This is a genomic window from Flavobacterium kochi (assembly GCF_048286715.1).
In the GTDB taxonomy this organism is placed as follows: Bacteria; Bacteroidota; Bacteroidia; order Flavobacteriales; family Flavobacteriaceae; genus Flavobacterium.
In genome coordinates, this window is record NZ_JBLVPW010000012.1 from 91,353 (window position 1) to 108,807 (window position 17,455).

Sequence of the window (17,455 nt, forward strand, 5' to 3'; positions counted from 1 at the left end):
TCTCCCTAATGAAATATTTAAGTTTGTTATTTTTATGTTTTTATGTTTCCTATTCGACAGCGCAAAAAGTCACAATTGTCAGTGATGCGACAGCGCCCAGAATTCAGTTTGGAGCTGAAAAACTATCAGCAATTCTGTCAAAAAAAGGATATAGTGTTACTTTCTCGCAAGAACTTCCTAAAAGAACCAATAGTAAGGTAATTGTTATTGGACAAAAAGGAACAGCCAACTGGAAACAAAACACAAAAAGCAGTATAGACGATACTAAACTGACGAAAAAGGAAGGTTTTCAAATACGCACTCAAAAAAATATTCTTTACATAGAAGGAGCAGACGCTACCGGAACCTTGTATGGTGCTATGGAATTGGCAGATCGTATTCAGCTTTCAGGAAAAATACCATCGGACATTAGTATTCAGGACAGTCCGGAAATGGTACTGAGAGGTTCTTGCATTGGAATGCAAAAACCGTACTATTTGGAAGGTAGGGACGTATATGAATATCCGTATACGCCAGAAACTTTTCCTTGGTTTTATGATAAAAAATTGTGGACAAAATACCTGGACATGATGGTCGATAATCGAATGAATTCGTTGTATTTATGGAACGGTCATCCTTTTGCTTCATTGGTAAAATTAAAAGAGTATCCGTTTGCACTTGAAGTAAGTGAGGAAGATTTTAAAAAGAATGAGGCGATCTATAAATTCCTTACCGAAGAAGCCAACAAAAGAGGCATTTGGGTGATTCAAATGTTTTATAACATTATTGTTTCCAAGCCTTTTGCGGAGCATTATAACATCAAGACCCAGGATCGTTCGCGTCCTATTACACCGGAAATTTCCGATTATACGAGAAAATCAATCGCTGCTTTTATAGAAAAATATCCCAATGTTGGATTGTTGGTGTGTTTGGGAGAAGCCATTAACACGGTTGATGATGATGTGGAATGGTTTACAAAAACTATTATTCCGGGGGTTCAGGATGGTTTGAAAACCTTGGGAAGAACAGACGAGCCTCCCATTATTCTTCGGGCGCACGATACCGATGCACCATTGGTAATGAGTAAAGCGCTTCCATTGTATAAAAATTTATACACCATGCATAAATACAATGGAGAGTCATTAACTACTTACACACCTGGTGGTCCGTGGGGGGAGATCCACAAGAAATTAAGTGCTTTGAATTCTGTTCATATTTCAAATGTTCATATTTTGGCCAACTTGGAGCCGTTCCGATATGGCTCTCCGGACTTCATCCAAAAAACAGTTCAGGCAATGCATAATGTGCATGGTGCCAACGCACTCCATTTGTATCCGCAAGCATCGTATTGGGACTGGCCGTATGCAGCGGATAAAACCGATAAACGATTATTGGAAATGGATCGGGATTGGATTTGGTACAAGGCGTGGTCAAGATATGCCTGGGACAGTAAAAGAGACAGGGGACAGGAAATTCAGTATTGGGATACCCAATTGGCGGGTAAATTCGGAACCGATTTGGAGGCTGGAAACAATATTCTGAAAGCCTATGAAGAAGCCGGAGAAATTGCCCCAAAAACATTGAGAAGATTTGGAATTACAGAAGGAAACAGACAAACATTACTTTTAGGAATGTTCGAAAGTCAGCTGGTTAATCCAGCCAAATGGCGCGTGTATCCCGGATTTCATGAATCGTGCGGGCCTTTGGGTGAACTGCTGTTGGAATACGCCAAAAAAGAATGGAATCACGAGCCCCATGTAGGCGAAACGCCACCTCAAATTATTAGTGAAATTACACAACACGGGAAGCTAGCCGTTGAAGCTATTGATAAAGCAGAGGCAAAGGTAACGCAAGACAAAGAAGAATTTCTGCGCCTTAAAAACGATATGCATTGTTACAAGGCATTTGCTGATTTCTTTTCAGAGAAAGTAAAAGCCGCGATGCTGGTATTGCGTTACAGTTATTCCAATGAAATTTCAGATTTGGATCAAGCGCTTCCGCATCTTGAAAAAAGTATAGGCTATTACCAAGAATTGGTCAACCTGACAAAAGACAGTTATTTGTATGCCAATAGCATGCAAACGGCACAACGCAGAATTCCAATGGGAGGCGATGATGGAAACAACAAAACCTGGGCAGAATTGTTACCGCATTACGAACGAGAGTTAGTCAATTTTAAACGAAATTTGGCGCTGTTGAAATCGTCAAAAGATGGCACCATTGAAAAGAAAGAAGGCAAACCTTGGCAAACGGCCGAAGTAACTTTGTTAGACGGAAATACGGCGTCGTATGCGGTTAAAAACGGAACCAAGGTATATGGAACTCCAATTTCAGAAATCCTGAAAGTAGCTCCTGAATTGCAAAATTTAAAAGGAATTACATTGGATGAAACGATGCAAAACGAGAATGGAACCCATTTGAAATTTAAAAATACCAAAGTCGTAAAATTGGTTGTCGGTTATTTCAACTCGGATCAGAAGAGATTTTTATTGCCGCCAAGTTTAGAAACAGATGCTGCTGGAAATGCCTTCGGTCAAGCCGAAGTTATATTGGCAAGTGCGATGAATCTAAAAGAATTGCCACGAGTAAATATTCATACCTATACTTTTCAGCCCGGTGAAAATAAATTGGATTTGGGTAAAGGGAGAGTGCTTATTCTTGGTTTCATTGATGGTGCACAAACCATTACCCCTCGCGATGTTGGTTTTATTGACGCAGGAGAAAAAGCGGCTATTGATTGGCTTTTCTATTAAAATGAAAAACATACATTACATATTATATTTCTTATTCATCAGTTGTTTTGCCTGGAGTCAAAGCAATGGGAAGGCAGCGACGTTTCGTAAAGAAGTTTCGCTGAATTCAGCTTGGGAAACTATTATTAAAGACGTCAATCTGCCATTGGAGGACGCCTTTGTGAGCCATCCTAAAATTGATGCGGACTGGCAAAAAGTTGATGTGCCTCATAATTGGGATCAGTATTATGGATTTCGAAGAACAAAACATGGGAATTTGCACGGTACCGCCTGGTATCATAAGTTCTTAAAGCTAGATAAGTCAGATGCAGGAAAAAGACTTTTTCTTTATTTCGAAGGAGTTAGTTCGTATGCTACGGTTTGGGTAAACGGTAAAAAAGTAGGGGAACACAAAGGAGGAAGAACCACTTTTACGGTTGATATTACAAATGCCGTAGTCTTTGCTGCTGAAAACAACATTATGGTCAAAGCGGCTCACCCGTCATTTATAGCTGATTTGCCTTGGGTTTGTGGTGGTTGTTCCGGCGAATGGGGATTCTCTGAAGGTTCACAGCCAATGGGGATTTTCAGACCCGTTACTTTGGTTGTTACAGATGCCCTTCGAATCGAGCCTTTTGGTGTTCATATCTGGAATGACAAATCAGTTTCCAAGGAGAAAGCCATCTGTCATACCACAACCGAAATCAAAAACTACGGAAATTCGAATCGAGACCTAACCATTGTAAATGCCCTTTTAGAAGCAGACGGAAAAGAAATTGTTTCTTCCAAAAGCGAAATAAAAAGTAGTGGTGGTGAAACAAAAGCAATAGCGCAAACACTTCCGGAAATTGCACAGCCAAAATTGTGGTCGCCAGCGCATCCTTATTTATATCAGTTGGTTACAACCATTTACGAAAATGGAAAAAAAATAGATGAGTTAAAAACACCTTATGGAATCCGTTGGGTCAGTTGGCCAATTAACAGGGCCGGGACGGACCATCGTTTTTATATCAATGACGAGCCTTTGTTTGTTAACGGAACTTGTGAATACGAACATTTAATTGGCAAAAGCCATTCGTTTTCGGGAGAACAGATACATTCCAGAATTGAGCAAATTAAAGGGGCAGGTTTTAATGCTTTTAGAGAGGCACACCAACCTCATAATTTAAAATATCAGGAAGAGTTAGATGAAAATGGCATACTGTTTTGGAGTCAGTTTTCAGCACATATCTGGTACGATACACCAGAGTTTAAGGAGAATTTCAAAACCTTATTAAGAGAATGGATTAAAGAACGCAGAAATAGTCCTTCAGTTGTTTTATGGGGATTGCAAAATGAAAGTACGATTCCAAAAGAATTTGCAGCCGAATGCACCAAAATCATTCAAGAAATGGATCCGTCATCAGCGTCACAACGCCTGGTTACCACTTGTAATGGTGGTGAAGGGACGGATTGGAATGTGGTACAAAACTGGTCAGGAACGTATGGAGGAGATCCGTTTAATTATAATGTGGAACTCAGTCAACAATTGTTAAATGGCGAATATGGCGCCTGGCGTTCTTTCGATTTACATACCGAAGGCGAATTTGATCAAAAAGGAACTCTTAGCGAGAACAGATTTTCACAATTGATGGAAATTAAAGTCCGCGAGGCTGAGTCGGTAAAAGATAAAACCGCGGGACAGTTTAATTGGTTGTTTGCCTCTCACGAAAATCCCGGACGTGTTCAAAATGGGGAAGGATTTAGAGACATAGATAAAGTTGGCCCAGTCAACTACAAAGGACTTTTCAGTATTTGGGGAGAACCTTTGGATGCGTATTATATGTATCGTGCCAATTATGTTTCGAATAAAACCAATCCAATGGTCTATGTTGTTTCGCACACTTGGCCCAACCGTTGGGAAGCACCGGGAATAAAAAATGGAATCGATGTCTATTCCAATTGTGATGAGGTAGAATTGTTTAATGATGTAAATAACAGTTCGCTGGGTAAACTTAAAAATCCTGGGCTGGGACAACATTTTCAGTGGAATAATGCAAACATTCAGTACAATGTCCTGTATGCCGTGGGGTATGTGAATGGTAAAGCTGTTGCCAAAGATTATGTCGTATTGGGCACCTTACCGAAAGCACCTCATTTCAAACTATTAGAAACAAAGAAAGAAACGCTTTTAAAACCTGAAAAAGGCTATAATTATATTTATAGGGTGAATAGCGGCGGCTCAGAAATGACCGATGCTTTTGGAAATAATTGGCAGGCTGATACCCATAAAAGCGGTGATGCCACTTGGGGTTCTTTGTCCTGGACCGATACTTTCAAACAGTTGCCTGCTTTTTATGCCAGCCAGCGCAGTACTTATGATCCGATTGCAGGAACCAAAGACTGGAGGTTGTTTCAGAGTTTTAGATACGGCGTGGATAAATTGCGTTACGAATTTCCTGCTCCCCAGGGTGAATACCTTGTCGAATTGTATTTCACCGAACCTTGGTACGGAACGGGAGGAGGTATGGATTGCAAAGGCTGGCGTCTGTTCGATGTGGCCATCAATGATAATGTGGTTCTAAAGGATTTTGATATTTGGAGTGAAGCGGGACACGATACCGCAGTAAAGAAAAGTTTTGTCGTAAAAAGCAAAAACGGGAAAATCAGTATTTCCTTTCCAAATGTAAAGGCCGGAGAAGCTATAATTTCGGCTATTGCCATTGCAACTAAAGATAAAATGGCAAAAGGAGCCTCGGCATCACCAAGAGATATTCTAAATGTTACCGTCAATCCAACTGCTAAAACGGGGTATAAAATCGGATCCTGGCTGGATAATAATGCCAAGCAATATTTAGATTCAGAGGTTGTTTTTACCCAATTGCCTTCCTTAGTTTTTGGAGCAGATTACCTGCAGCTGGCTTCCGTTTCAGAGGCAAATACATCAGGTTCATTTGTGTCCAAAGAAGACTCCGATGTGTACGTTATGGTAGACAGCAGGGCAAAAACACCGTTTACCTGGTTATCCGATTATAAAAAAATAGAAGAAACCGCTAAAAACAGTAAAGGGGTCGAATTTTTTGTTTTTCACAAAACAGTGAAAAAGGGAGAAAAAGTACTTTTCGGTACTAATGAAACTGACAACACCAATGCATTGGCCATGTATTCAATTGCTGTGGTACCAACCTATGATATGGGTGAAGCCAATGATTCTCGCCCGGTTGTTCTTTTTGAAGCAGAAAATGCCAAAGCGATCGGAGCTGGAATTGAGAAAGGGAATTTTAAAAAGAGCGATTATATCGCCTTTACAAAAAAGACCAACAATAGCATTCAGTTTGAAGTGAAACCAGGTGTTGCGGGGATTTATTTGATGCGCTTCCGTTTTATGAACAGCAACGCAACGCCGTTGAAAGTAAAATTCAAAATGGAAGATGCCTATGGTATTTTAATGAGAAATGACACCATTGAGTTTTTTCCTTCCGCTGAAAAATGGAAAATATTAAATACCACTTCTGGTGGTTATATTAATGCGGGAACCTATAAAATTACCCTAGAATCAGAGGATATGAAAGGATTGCTTTTGGATTCCTTTGAGTTTCAATAAAAAATAATTACAATGATAAAACAACAGCTATACATAGTACAAAAAATTGGAATTGTATTGATACTACTGCTTCTGGTTGCCTGTGCTTCCACCGGAACAAAGGGCAGAATCACCAATGATTTTAATGCTAACTGGAATTTTAATTTAGGAGATCATCCTAATGCGGTTCAAACCAATTTTGATGTTTCGAATTGGAGAACACTGCAGTTGCCACATGATTGGAGTATTGAAGGGGAATTTAGCGATAAACATCCCACGAAACCCTCGCAAGGTGCTTTGCCAGCAGGAATGGGTTGGTATCGTAAAACATTTACACTTCCTGCGGATTGGGACAATAAATCAGTTTCAATCGAATTTGACGGGGTTTTTAAAAATAGCGAAGTATGGATTAATGGGCATTCTTTAGGAATTCGCCCTAACGGATATAGCTCATTTGCGTATGAATTGTCTCCCTATTTGCATTTTGGAAAACAGGAAAATGTGATTGCAGTGAAAGTTGATAATTCGGCACAACCCAATTCAAGATGGTATACCGGTTCCGGAATCTATAGAAATGTAAGGTTGGTTGCCAGCGAAAAATTGCATGTGGCGCATTGGGGAACATATGTAACGACTCCATCAGTTACCAAGGAAAAAGCAGCGGTGCATTTTGAAGTAACTGTAGAAAACAAAGGCGATACCGAAAAAGAATTCAAATTGGTCACCGCTATTCTGGATGCTAATAATAGAGAAGTGGCCCATGCCGTTTCAACAGAAAAAATCGGATCAAATACCAATTCAAAAAAGACCCATAATCTGGATGTAACTCATCCGACATTGTGGAGCATAGAAAATCCGTATCTGTACAAAATCGTCACTAAAATTTATCAGAATTCAGCATTAGTTGATGCTTATGAAACGCCATTGGGATTTCGATTTTTCAATTTTGATGCTGAAAAAGGATTTTCTTTAAATGGTGTTCCAACCAAAATATTAGGAGTTTGTCTGCATCATGACAACGGAGCTTTAGGGGCTGTGGAAAACATTCATGCGGTTAGAAGAAAATTGGTGTTACTAAAAGACATGGGGGTTAATGCCATCAGAATGGCGCATAACCCACCTTCTTTAGAATTACTGGAACTATGTGATGCCATGGGTTTTATTGTTCAGGATGAAGCGTTTGATGTTTGGAAAAAGAAAAAAGTGGCCAATGATTATCATAAAGATTGGGATGAATGGCACAAAAGAGATTTGGAAGATTTCATCAAAAGAGACCGCAACCATCCATCAGTGATGATGTGGAGTATTGGGAACGAAATCAGAGAACAGTTTGACAGTACCGGAGTTGCAATAACCAGGGAATTGGCCCAAATCGTAAAATCATTGGATACCACACGTCCGGTAACCAGTGCGTTGACAGAAAATATTCCAGAGAAAAATTTCATTTATCAATCGGGTGCTTTAGATCTTTTAGGATTTAACTATAAACATGAAGACTACAAAGATTTCCCGGCTCGCTTTAAAGGGCAAAAAATAATTGCTTCAGAAAGTGTTTCTGCTCTGGAAACACGGGGTCATTATGATATGCCTTCGGATGCCATTAAAACTTGGCCACCGAAACACAATGCTCCATTTGACGGGAATAAAGATTTCACCGTTTCGGCTTATGATCAGGTAAGATCTTATTGGGGATCGACGCATGAGGCCACTTGGAAAACCATTAAAAAACAGGATTTTATGGCAGGATTGTTTGTTTGGACAGGTTTTGATTACCTGGGCGAACCCGACCCTTATCCTTATCCTGCACGGAGTTCGTATTTTGGGATTATTGATTTAGCCGGTTTTCCAAAGGATGTGTATTATATGTACCAAAGCGAATGGACCAACAAGCCCGTATTGCATATTTTTCCACATTGGAACTGGACAGCAGGTCAGGAAGTGGATGTCTGGGCCTATTACAATCAAGCGGATGAGGTTGAATTGTTTTTGAATGGAAAATCAGTGGGTATAAGAAGCAAGAAAAATGATGATTTACATGTTTTTTGGAGACTTAATTTTCAGGCCGGAACGCTAAAAGCGGTTTCTAGAAAAAATGGAAAAGTGGTGCTGGAAAAAGAAATACATACCGCTGGACCGGCAGCCAAAATAGGATTACTAGCTGATAAAGAAAAAAGTAGCCATGATGGCTATGATTTAGTGTATGTTACGGTTTCTGTTTTAGATAAAGAAGGCAATCTGGTACCGGATGCCGATCATTTGATTGATTTTAAGATTTCAGGTGGTGGGAAAATTGTGGGGGTTGACAATGGCTATCAAGCCAGTTTAGCATCGTTTAAAGCCAATTCATGCAAGGCCTTCAACGGCAAATGTATCGTTATTATTCAATCGAATACTAAGAAGGAAGCGATCAAACTGACTGCTTCAACAGCAGGAATTACAATGGCTTCAGTCACTATAAAAGTGGATTGAGAATGACAGATTTGCCCAAATAAAATCCAGGAAGGCCAATTGTATGCTGTTTTTAAAGAACAAATTAATACTTTAAATTATAATAATGGAAAGAGTTTTTGCTGAATATCTTATTGAAACACCATATGATGTGGAAAAAGCCGCTGCAGTATTGGCTGGTGAGCAATCATCAGGAACTTTTGTGTCCGTTCCGGGTGAGACCGAAGAATTGAAAAAACGTTTTGCAGCCAGAGTGGAAGACATTCAATTATTAGACGTAACAGATGAGCCATCCATTCCAGGGGGGAGCCTTCCAGGTAAGAAATATCAAAAAGCAAAGGTTAAAGTAAGCTGGTCGATTGAAAATTTCGGATACAATTTGCCGGTATTGATTAGTACTTTACAGGGTAATTTATATGAGATAACCCAGTTTACAGGTTTAAAATTAATGGATTTTGAGCTTCCGGATTCTTTTAAAAATCATTTTAAAGGGCCGAAATTTGGTATTAAGGGTTCTCAATTATTGTGTGGCGTGGCAGGCAGGCCAATAATAGGAACGATTATTAAACCAAGTATTGGAATGAGTATCGATGAAACGGCCACTTTGGTGCAGACATTGATCGATGCGGGAATTGATTTTATTAAAGATGATGAGTTGATGGGATCTGCTGCGAATTCCCCTTTTGATGACAGGGTAAAAGCTATTATGAAAGTGATCAGAAATCATGAACAAAAGAGCGAAAAAAAAGTGATGTATGCCTTCAATATCAGTGATGAAATTGATGAAATGCAAAGGAAATATGATTTGATAAAAAAAGAGCAGGGGAGTTGCGCTATGATTAGTGTCAACAGTGTGGGTTTAAGTGGTACAAAGAAAATTTGCGATCAGGGTGAACTGGTGATTCACGGTCATAGAAATGGATGGGGTATGCTGAACAGGCATCCGTTATTGGGAATTGAATTTCCTGCGTATCAAAAAATACAACGTTTGGCAGGAGTAGATCAACTGCATGTAAACGGCATTCAAAATAAATTTTGGGAGTCTGACGATTCTGTGGTTACTTCTATTGAGTCGTGTTTAAAACCATTTCTTGGCGGTAAAGGGATACTTCCCGTAGTTTCTTCCGGACAGTGGGGAGGACAGGCAGTAGAAACGTACAGAAGAACACAAACCACCGATCTGTTATACATGGCAGGAGGCGGTATTTTGGCGCATCCAATGGGTCCAAAAGCAGGAGTCAATGCACTCCAACAAGCATGGACAGGAGCCGTTAAGGGTTTGTCTGTTGAAGAGATTGCACAACAATATCCGGAATTTGCGGCATCAGTTAAGAAATTTTCTAAGTAATGGGACAGAACAAGCACTTATTATTAGCTTTTTATGGCGATGATTTTACCGGTTCTACAGATGCGCTTGAATTTCTGACTTTAGCTGGAGTAAAAACAGTTCTTTTTCTCAGAAAACCGGAACAAAAAGATGTAGACCGATTTAGTGGAGTACAAGCCATCGGCCTGGCTGGAAAAAGCAGGTCAATGTCTCCTTTAGAAATGGAAGCGGAACTTTTTCCTGCTTTTGAAAATCTGAAAGGTTTTGAGCCAGCTCATTTTCATTATAAAGTCTGTTCTACTTTCGATTCAGCACCTCACGTAGGTAATATTGGTAAAGCGATTGAAATTGGAAGTACGGTCTTTAATCAGAAAACGGTATTGGTTTCTCCTGCAGCACCGCATTTGGGGCGGTTTTGTGTATTTGGAAATCTGTTTGCCCGAATGGGAACTACTGGAGATGGTGAAATTTACCGCCTAGACCGACATCCTTCGATGCGTAAACATCCCGTTACGCCAGCCCACGAAGCCGACTTAACGTTGCATTTGGCACAGCAAACAGACAAATCGATAGATTTGGTTAACCTAACGACAATCGAAAAGGGAAAACAGGCAATTTTGTCTGCCGTAGCAGCAAGTGAGAAAGCTGATATTCTGTTTTTTGATGCTTTTAATTTGGAACATCTGAAAACGATTGGTAGTGTTTTTAACCAATTAGGAAAAGGAAAAACATTGTTCTCTGTAGGTTCATCCGGCATTGAAATGGCTTTGGGATTGGCTTGGAAAGAAGAAAAAATCATAGGAAACGAAATAGCATTTGAAACACTGGGGGAAGTCTCTCCTTTACTGGTTTTGTCGGGGAGCTGTTCTCCGGTGACTTCAAAACAAATTGAATATGCTCTTGAAAACGGATTTTTGGGAATTGCACTGGAAAGCAATGCTATCGACATTCAAAATCAGCCCGTAATTATTAAAAGAATCGTTTCTCAAATTGTCACGAACTTCAATAATGGAAAAAGTACCATTCTGCATACAAGTACCGGTCCAAATGACCCGCGTATTAGCGAAACAGAATCGTATTTTGAAGCAAAAGGAGTGGCGGCAAATGACATTCAAAAACAATGCAGTAAAATTTATGGAAGTGTTCTCGGGCAAATAACCAAAGCAGTGTTATCGGCTGTGAAAATAAAAAGAATCCTTTTTGCAGGTGGCGATACGTCAAGCTATGCAGCGTCAGAATTAGATATTCTGGCAGTGGAAATGATTGCTCCATTGGCTCCGGGCGCTCCGCTTTGCAAGGCTGTTTCGGATAATGATCTGGTGAATGGATTAGAGTTGAATTTTAAGGGTGGCCAGGTTGGCACCACCGATTATTTTATAAAAGTTTTAAAAGGAGAAAAATTATGAAATGAGCACAATCTTGAATTGGTTGTAAAAACCAATCAGAATATGCGAATTACATAGAACCAGTAAATAACAAATAGTATATACATATGAAAGCAAAAACATTGGGTTTTGTACATACATCGGCCACATTGGTTCCTTTGTTCCAACAACTAAGCAACGAATTTTTAAATGGTGTAGAAACTTTTAATATCGTGGATGACAGCTTAATTAAAGATGTTATCAGAAAAGGGAAATTAATGCCCAATACTGCCGCCAGAGTGGTCGGTCACATTCAAGCTGCAGAAGCTGCGGGTGCTGATGTGATATTGGTAACCTGTTCCTCAATAGGTGTAGCTATAGAAACAGCAGCTACATTAAGCGGCGTTCCTGTAATTAGAGTGGATCAGGCTATGGCAGATGAAGCGGTACAGATAAGTAATAAAATTGGAGTAATAGCGACCTTGCCTACGACTTTGGAACCAACCAGTGATTTAGTAAAAAGAAGAGCAGCAGTAGCGGGTAAAAATGTAATGATCTGTTCAAAATTATGTGAGGGAGCTTTTGAAGCTTTAATGAGTGGGGATACAGCAAAGCATGATGAAATGGTAGCTGCAGCTTTAAAAGAATTAATGAAAGAAGTTGATGTAATTGTTTTAGCCCAAGCTTCAATGGCTCGCGTTGTTGAGGGTCTGACTGATGAAGAGAAAAGGATACCTATATTGGCAAGTCCGGCAATTGCGATGAAAAAACTGGCTGAATTATATTTTTAAACGATCTGGCTTGTTAATTAGTGCTTGTGTAATAGACACATCAAATCACACATTAAAATAAATAGTATGCGTAAATATTTTCTTTGGTCTGCCCTGATATTCTTCATGGCTGCTGGTTTTGGATGGCTACAGCAAATGGATCTTATCTGGAAAATGGGATTAATTTTAGGTTTTTCTAGTATTGCCATTGGGGTTGGACATCTGAAAGTATTAAGCGGTTACCAATATACCTTTTGGATTATTACCGCAGTGTCGGCAGGGCTACTGTATCCTGAAGTCTTCTTACATATTGGCAGTTTTGATCTGCGTAATAAGTGGCTCATTCTAACCATTATACAAATGGTGATGTTTGGAATGGGGACCCAAATGAGTATAAAGGATTTTACGGGTATTAGAAAATCGGGAAAAGGTGTGCTCATAGGCTTACTAGGGCATTTTACCATAATGCCGCTGATGGGTTTTATTATCGCCAAAACGTTTCATTTTGAACCTGAAATTGCGGCTGGAATTATCTTAATCGGCTCTTGCAGTAGCGGATTGGCTTCCAATGTGATGACGTATATCGCAAAAGGAAATTTGGTCTTGTCAGTTACCGTAACAGCGATGTCAACTTTGGCAGCGCCCATTATGACTCCGTTTTTAATGAAAATATTTGCAGGTACCTTGGTAGAGGTAAAGTTTTTCAATATGATGATGGAAATCATAAAAATTGTTCTGGTGCCTTTAGTTGCGGCAATGGTTCATGATGTTTTAAAAACGTCTGGAATTGCCGTGCAAAGAAAAATCATGTATGTAAGCATACTGTCAGCGCTTTGGCTTAGCATTGTTTTATTCTTTGGAGATTCTTTTGGCTTGGCTGCAGACAGTGTTGTCGGGCACATAGTAGAAATTGTAAACTTCTTATGCGGCGCCTTTATTGTAGGATCACTGTACCATTTGCTTTATAGACTGTGTCCTACTATTGATCGGTTCATGCCTTACTTTTCTATGTTTGGAATTATCTATTTTACATTAGTCACAACGGCTGCCGGGAGAGATAATTTAATTCAAATTGGATTTTTACTTTTTCTGGCTTCTATATTACACAACGGGGCAGGTTACTTTTTTGGTTACTGGTTGAGCAGAGCCAGCGGTTTGGACAAGAAAAGCAGTCAGACCATTGCTTTTGAAGTTGGCTTGCAGAACGGGGGAATGGCATCAGGACTAGCTGGTTCAATGGGGAAATTAGCGACGCTAGGACTGGCTTCTGCGGTATTTAGTCCGTGGATGAATGTCTCTGGTTCTTTACTGGCAAATTATTGGCGCAAAAAAGGGGATAAAGAGGAAGCGGTTTCTCTTTTTGGATGTCCAGACTCTTTTCATTTGTCGGCAGATAAAAAAAATGAAGCCCCAAGCAGTCCGGATGCTGATTGGTCAAATTGAGAAAAAGGATCGGGAAAAAAATAGCCTTTTTACAGTATCGTTTGAAACAGAATAGAACTTTAGAAAGGCAAGTGAATTAAAAAATGAGTATAAATAAAATTTAAATATAATGGCAGCACAAACAAATAAGCAAGCTTTTAGTGGAATTATTCCGCCAATGGTAACTCCTTTATTAGCAGACAATCTTTCGTTGGATAGCGAAGGGGTTAAGCATCTGGTAGAACATTTGGTTTCGGGAGGCGTTCACGGAATATTTATTCTGGGAACAACGGGTGAATCAACGAGTTTAAGTTATAAAACCAGAGAAAAACTCATTGTTGAAAGCTGTAAAGCGGTAAATGGAAGAGTTCCGGTATTCGTAGGGATTACAGATACTTCCATTGAGGAAAGTGTAAACCTGGCTTTAGTGGCTGAAAAAGCCGGAGCTGCGGCTGTAGTGGCAGCACCGCCTTATTATTATGGCTTAGGACAGGAAGAATTGTACAAGTATTATTGGAGTCTTGCTGACCAGGTTACCCTGCCACTTTTCTTATACAACATGCCTTCTCATACGAAGATTAATATTGATGTAAAAACGGTAGTTCGTTTAGCAGAGCATCCTAATATTGTTGGTTTAAAAGACAGTTCAGCCAATGCTGTTTATTTTCAATCCCTTTGTTACCTATTAAAAACAAATTTCAGCCTCCTGGTAGGTCCGGAAGAAATCACTGCAGAAACGGTATTAATGGGAGGTAATGGAGGAGTTAACGGCGGTGCCAATCTTTTTCCAAAACTATATGTAGCATTATACAATGCCGCAGTAGCCAAAGATTTTGCTCGAATTGAGGAGTTGCAAAATTTGGTGATGGAAATTAGCACTAAAATTTACACCGTAGGATCTTACGGTTCCAGTTATCTTAAAGGGCTAAAAGGCGCTTTATCGGCATTAGGAATTATTAAAGGAAATATAGCTCCGCCTTTTACCACTTTTGAGGAAAAAGAAATGGTGCGGGTAATTTCAAATATCAAGGAAATTGAAGCCAATATTGCAAAAGTAGTATAGCGTCAATCGAATTGATTTCGAATTGTATTGCCGTTAAACATTTCGTTTTCTTCTACAGAAAAATTAACGGTCCTACGATCGAAGTGAATTAAATAAAAACAGGCTGGCTGTCCGAAAAACAATTTTCAGGCAGCCTCTTTATTTTCGTAATCCTTATTTCTAGTTCTGTTTTTAAGTTATTTACGGATTAAATTTTGACTATAATTTGGGAACCAAGTAATTTTATTGTCCTTTATGTGATTTTGTATAAGAGGTTAATGCATGGTGCTGTCGGATCTGTAAATCTTAATTTATCAATTTATGAAGTATTTCTCCCTGAATAGTACGTTTGTATTTTTGGTCTTGATGTGTTGGCTTTTCTGGAATTGTCATTTCTATCCATCTTAATTCTATTAATGGGTCCAAATACCTTTCTCGGTTACGAGAGTGGTTAGAAAGGCCTAAATTTTCTAAAATTTCTGCTCTCTTTTTTGGTTCTGCTAAAATATTTAGAATAGCTAGCACCTTATCATTAAGATCATTTACTATAATTTGAACAGCTTGGTCACTAGCTTGGTCGCTGAGCCTTGATAAGGCGTTTTTTAAAACCTCATTTTTCTTGCTGTTACTGGTTTTAGCTTGGTCACTAGCTTGGTCACTAGCTTGGTCACTAGCTTGGTCACTAGCTTGGTCGCTAGCTTGGTCGCTAGCTTGGTCGCTAGCTTGGTCGCTGAGCCTTGATAAGGCGTTTTTTAAAACCTCATTTTTCTTGCTGTTACTGGTTTTAGCTTGGTCGTTAGCTTGGTCGTTAGCTTGGTCGCTCAGTGTGTTTAAAAAGGAACTAAGCTCTTCTAAATTTGTAAATAAACATCCTTTTTTAACAATTTTTCAACACCTTCTCTTATAGGTAAAACTGTAAGGAAATAGGTGTTTTGTTCGTTAGTTTCAAAAATTGCTTCAGGTGATTCATTATTTTTCATCGCATTTTTTACGGTAGGAAATCCACTGCCACGACCTTCGGTTAGGTTTAGCTCTTTTAAGAAGTCTCCAATTCTACGATTGCGGTAATCATGAGCTATGATACGCTCCTTTTTTTGCAATATTTGTGTATCTACAGGGGGTACAGGGCCAGGTTACCCTTTAGGGATGTGTCCAGACGGTCGGCTAAAAGGTTACTTTTTCTCAATTGAATCATCAGTCTTTATTAAAAGATCTTCTTTGACTAAATCATTTACATTAATGGTTGGTATAAAGAATTTATTAAAAGGCGTGTTCTCTGTTTTAGCATGTAAAACTCCTCTCAGAGTACCAACTGTAAGCATCACAAGATGTCTAGCTAATTCTTTTGGTAATTTTAGTTCATGAGTTTCGCTATTGAATAAATTATGCCAATGTTCTTCAATGATTTCAAAATGACATCCTATTTCCAATAAAAGAAAAGGATTTTTATCCTGTTTAAAGTTTATAGCTAGCAAGGGAGTTATAATTCTTTTATCGGTATTGAAACCAAAACGAAGCTCGGTTCCCAGTTCGAAATTATCCTTACTTTTATCAAAAACACTTTCTATAATAGCAAATTGCTCAGTAGTTATCTGACGTAATCCAAAACTAATTTGGTCTTTATTTTCCATTAGGCTGCTAATTCGTAATTTTCTACAATTTTTAATTTTGAATAACTACTACTCGTAGTTGTAGCAGGTGATTTAATATTTAAAGTTCCCAACCAGGTATCGGTTGGTTGATATTGAATTGTTTTAGTAATTACTGTCTTTGGCACTTCAATCAACTTGATTTTTAATATCCTTGACACTTTGCAAATCGTATCAATTTGTAATTTCTCTTGTCCTCTCAACAATTTATTAATGTATTGAGGCGAACAGTCCATAGCTTCCGCTAATTCCACTTGATTTTTAGGATATATATTCTCTTTTTTATTGGCACTCAAAGTAGATGCTACTCTAATCGCAATACTAAAGGAAATATCCAACCAGTCTTCATTTTCCTGACGCCATTTGGCTTTTTGTAACCAACCAGAGTCTTTAATGGAGTTCTGAATTAACTTTTGTTTTATTTTATCTATGCTCATAATAAAGTTAATATAGTTCAAACAATTCTAACGCGTCACTATCTTCATCCATGAGATAGTTTCGGGTTATTTCAAGTTTTTCTAATTCTTTGAGTAAATAGTTTCTGTCGTTTAGTGTTTTTCGTAGTTTAATTGCTCCTCCGCAAACTACAAATAGGTTCGCTTCAATTCTTATGGCGTATAGTCTTATCCATGTTTTCTTCCCGTTAATTTTTACTTTGTCTTTTTCGAAATCTGTTTCAATTTTACGATCAGACAAAGGCTTAAAAAGCATTGATAGGTTTTTTAGGCGTATAATTTTTCCTTCTTCTGCATATTCAATAAGAATCCGTTCCAATTGTTTTGCTTCTACTGTGGTTTTATCAATAGCCTCATCAATAGTTATTCCATCCCAATACACTTCATTTAAATCTGCTTCATTTTCTTCGAAAAATTCTCTCAGTCGAATCTGGTCATTCCAAAAGTCAAACAATCGTCTAAACTCGTGGAGGTTGTCTTGCAAAATTAGATTAGCATCGTCATCTACAGCGCTTGTTTCGGTATCAAACAATACAGAATACAAACTTTCTTCCACGACCGCAATGTACTAACTATTTTCATAAAATCAACCTGTAGGTTTATTTTTTTTTGTTTTTATTTAACTATTGAGCATGCAATAATACGCTTTTTCTTTCAACTCTCTACTAAACAACTTTTTGTTGTAACATGCTGTAATTCGCCTAT

Annotated in this window: 13 protein-coding genes; 8 read left to right on the plus strand and 5 right to left on the minus strand. The window is 38.7% G+C overall.

The genetic code is table 11. From position 1 onward, the window contains the following. The first annotated feature begins 8 nt into the window (after positions 1-8). The 8 genes from ACNQGH_RS12220 (at position 9) to ACNQGH_RS12255 (ending at position 14,667) form a co-directional block, all read left to right on the plus strand. Positions 9-2,732, plus strand: coding sequence for an alpha-d-galacturonidase (locus ACNQGH_RS12220; protein WP_417956293.1), 2,724 nt, complete (start codon positions 9-11; stop codon positions 2,730-2,732). A 1-nt stretch (position 2,733) separates the two neighbouring features. Next, positions 2,734-6,294: a malectin domain-containing carbohydrate-binding protein gene (locus ACNQGH_RS12225; RefSeq protein WP_417956294.1), complete on the plus strand. Its 3,561-nt coding sequence runs from the start codon at positions 2,734-2,736 to the stop codon at positions 6,292-6,294. A 12-nt stretch (positions 6,295-6,306) separates the two neighbouring features. Next, entirely contained in the window at positions 6,307-8,742 is a 2,436-nt protein-coding gene (locus tag ACNQGH_RS12230) for a glycoside hydrolase family 2 TIM barrel-domain containing protein (protein WP_417956295.1), read from the plus strand. Between the two features lie 85 nt (positions 8,743-8,827). Beyond that, on the plus strand, positions 8,828-10,069 hold the full coding sequence (locus tag ACNQGH_RS12235; protein ID WP_417956296.1) for a ribulose-bisphosphate carboxylase large subunit family protein: 1,242 nt from the start codon (positions 8,828-8,830) through the stop codon (positions 10,067-10,069). Next, positions 10,069-11,454 carry a four-carbon acid sugar kinase family protein gene (locus ACNQGH_RS12240; protein ID WP_417956297.1) on the plus strand — a complete coding sequence of 462 codons (1,386 nt, stop codon included), beginning with the start codon at positions 10,069-10,071 and terminating at the stop codon, positions 11,452-11,454. Before ACNQGH_RS12235 ends, ACNQGH_RS12240 begins: the two co-directional genes overlap by 1 nt. 86 nt (positions 11,455-11,540) lie before the next feature. After that, positions 11,541-12,203, plus strand: coding sequence for an aspartate/glutamate racemase family protein (locus ACNQGH_RS12245; protein ID WP_417956298.1), 663 nt, complete (start codon positions 11,541-11,543; stop codon positions 12,201-12,203). 66 nt (positions 12,204-12,269) lie between these two features. Beyond that, on the plus strand, positions 12,270-13,625 hold the full coding sequence (locus tag ACNQGH_RS12250; protein ID WP_417956299.1) for a bile acid:sodium symporter family protein: 1,356 nt from the start codon (positions 12,270-12,272) through the stop codon (positions 13,623-13,625). Between the two features lie 109 nt (positions 13,626-13,734). Continuing rightward, the gene (locus ACNQGH_RS12255) at positions 13,735-14,667 is read left to right on the plus strand and encodes a dihydrodipicolinate synthase family protein (RefSeq protein WP_417956300.1); all 933 of its coding nucleotides are present in this window, start codon (positions 13,735-13,737) and stop codon (positions 14,665-14,667) included. A gap of 285 nt (positions 14,668-14,952) precedes the next feature. Here ACNQGH_RS12255 and ACNQGH_RS12260 read toward each other — a convergent pair whose 3' ends face one another. From ACNQGH_RS12260 to ACNQGH_RS12280, 5 genes are all read right to left on the minus strand, one after another. Continuing rightward, positions 14,953-15,171 carry a Fic family protein gene (locus ACNQGH_RS12260; RefSeq protein ID WP_417956301.1) on the minus strand — a complete coding sequence of 73 codons (219 nt, stop codon included), beginning with the start codon at positions 15,169-15,171 and terminating at the stop codon, positions 14,953-14,955. A gap of 326 nt (positions 15,172-15,497) precedes the next feature. Continuing rightward, positions 15,498-15,746, minus strand: a complete 249-nt coding sequence (locus ACNQGH_RS12265) for an ATP-binding protein (RefSeq protein ID WP_417956302.1) — start codon at positions 15,744-15,746, stop codon at positions 15,498-15,500. A 72-nt stretch (positions 15,747-15,818) separates the two neighbouring features. After that, a complete protein-coding gene (locus ACNQGH_RS12270; RefSeq protein WP_417956303.1) occupies positions 15,819-16,277 on the minus strand; it encodes a hypothetical protein in 459 nt (152 codons plus the stop codon). Continuing rightward, positions 16,277-16,732 (minus strand): helix-turn-helix domain-containing protein, encoded by a 456-nt coding sequence (locus ACNQGH_RS12275; RefSeq protein WP_417956304.1) that lies wholly within the window; start codon positions 16,730-16,732, stop codon positions 16,277-16,279. The genes ACNQGH_RS12270 and ACNQGH_RS12275 overlap by 1 nt, the downstream gene beginning before the upstream one ends. Positions 16,733-16,739: 7 nt before the next feature. Further along, entirely contained in the window at positions 16,740-17,306 is a 567-nt protein-coding gene (locus tag ACNQGH_RS12280; protein ID WP_417956305.1) for a hypothetical protein, read from the minus strand. Positions 17,307-17,455 lie beyond the last annotated feature (149 nt).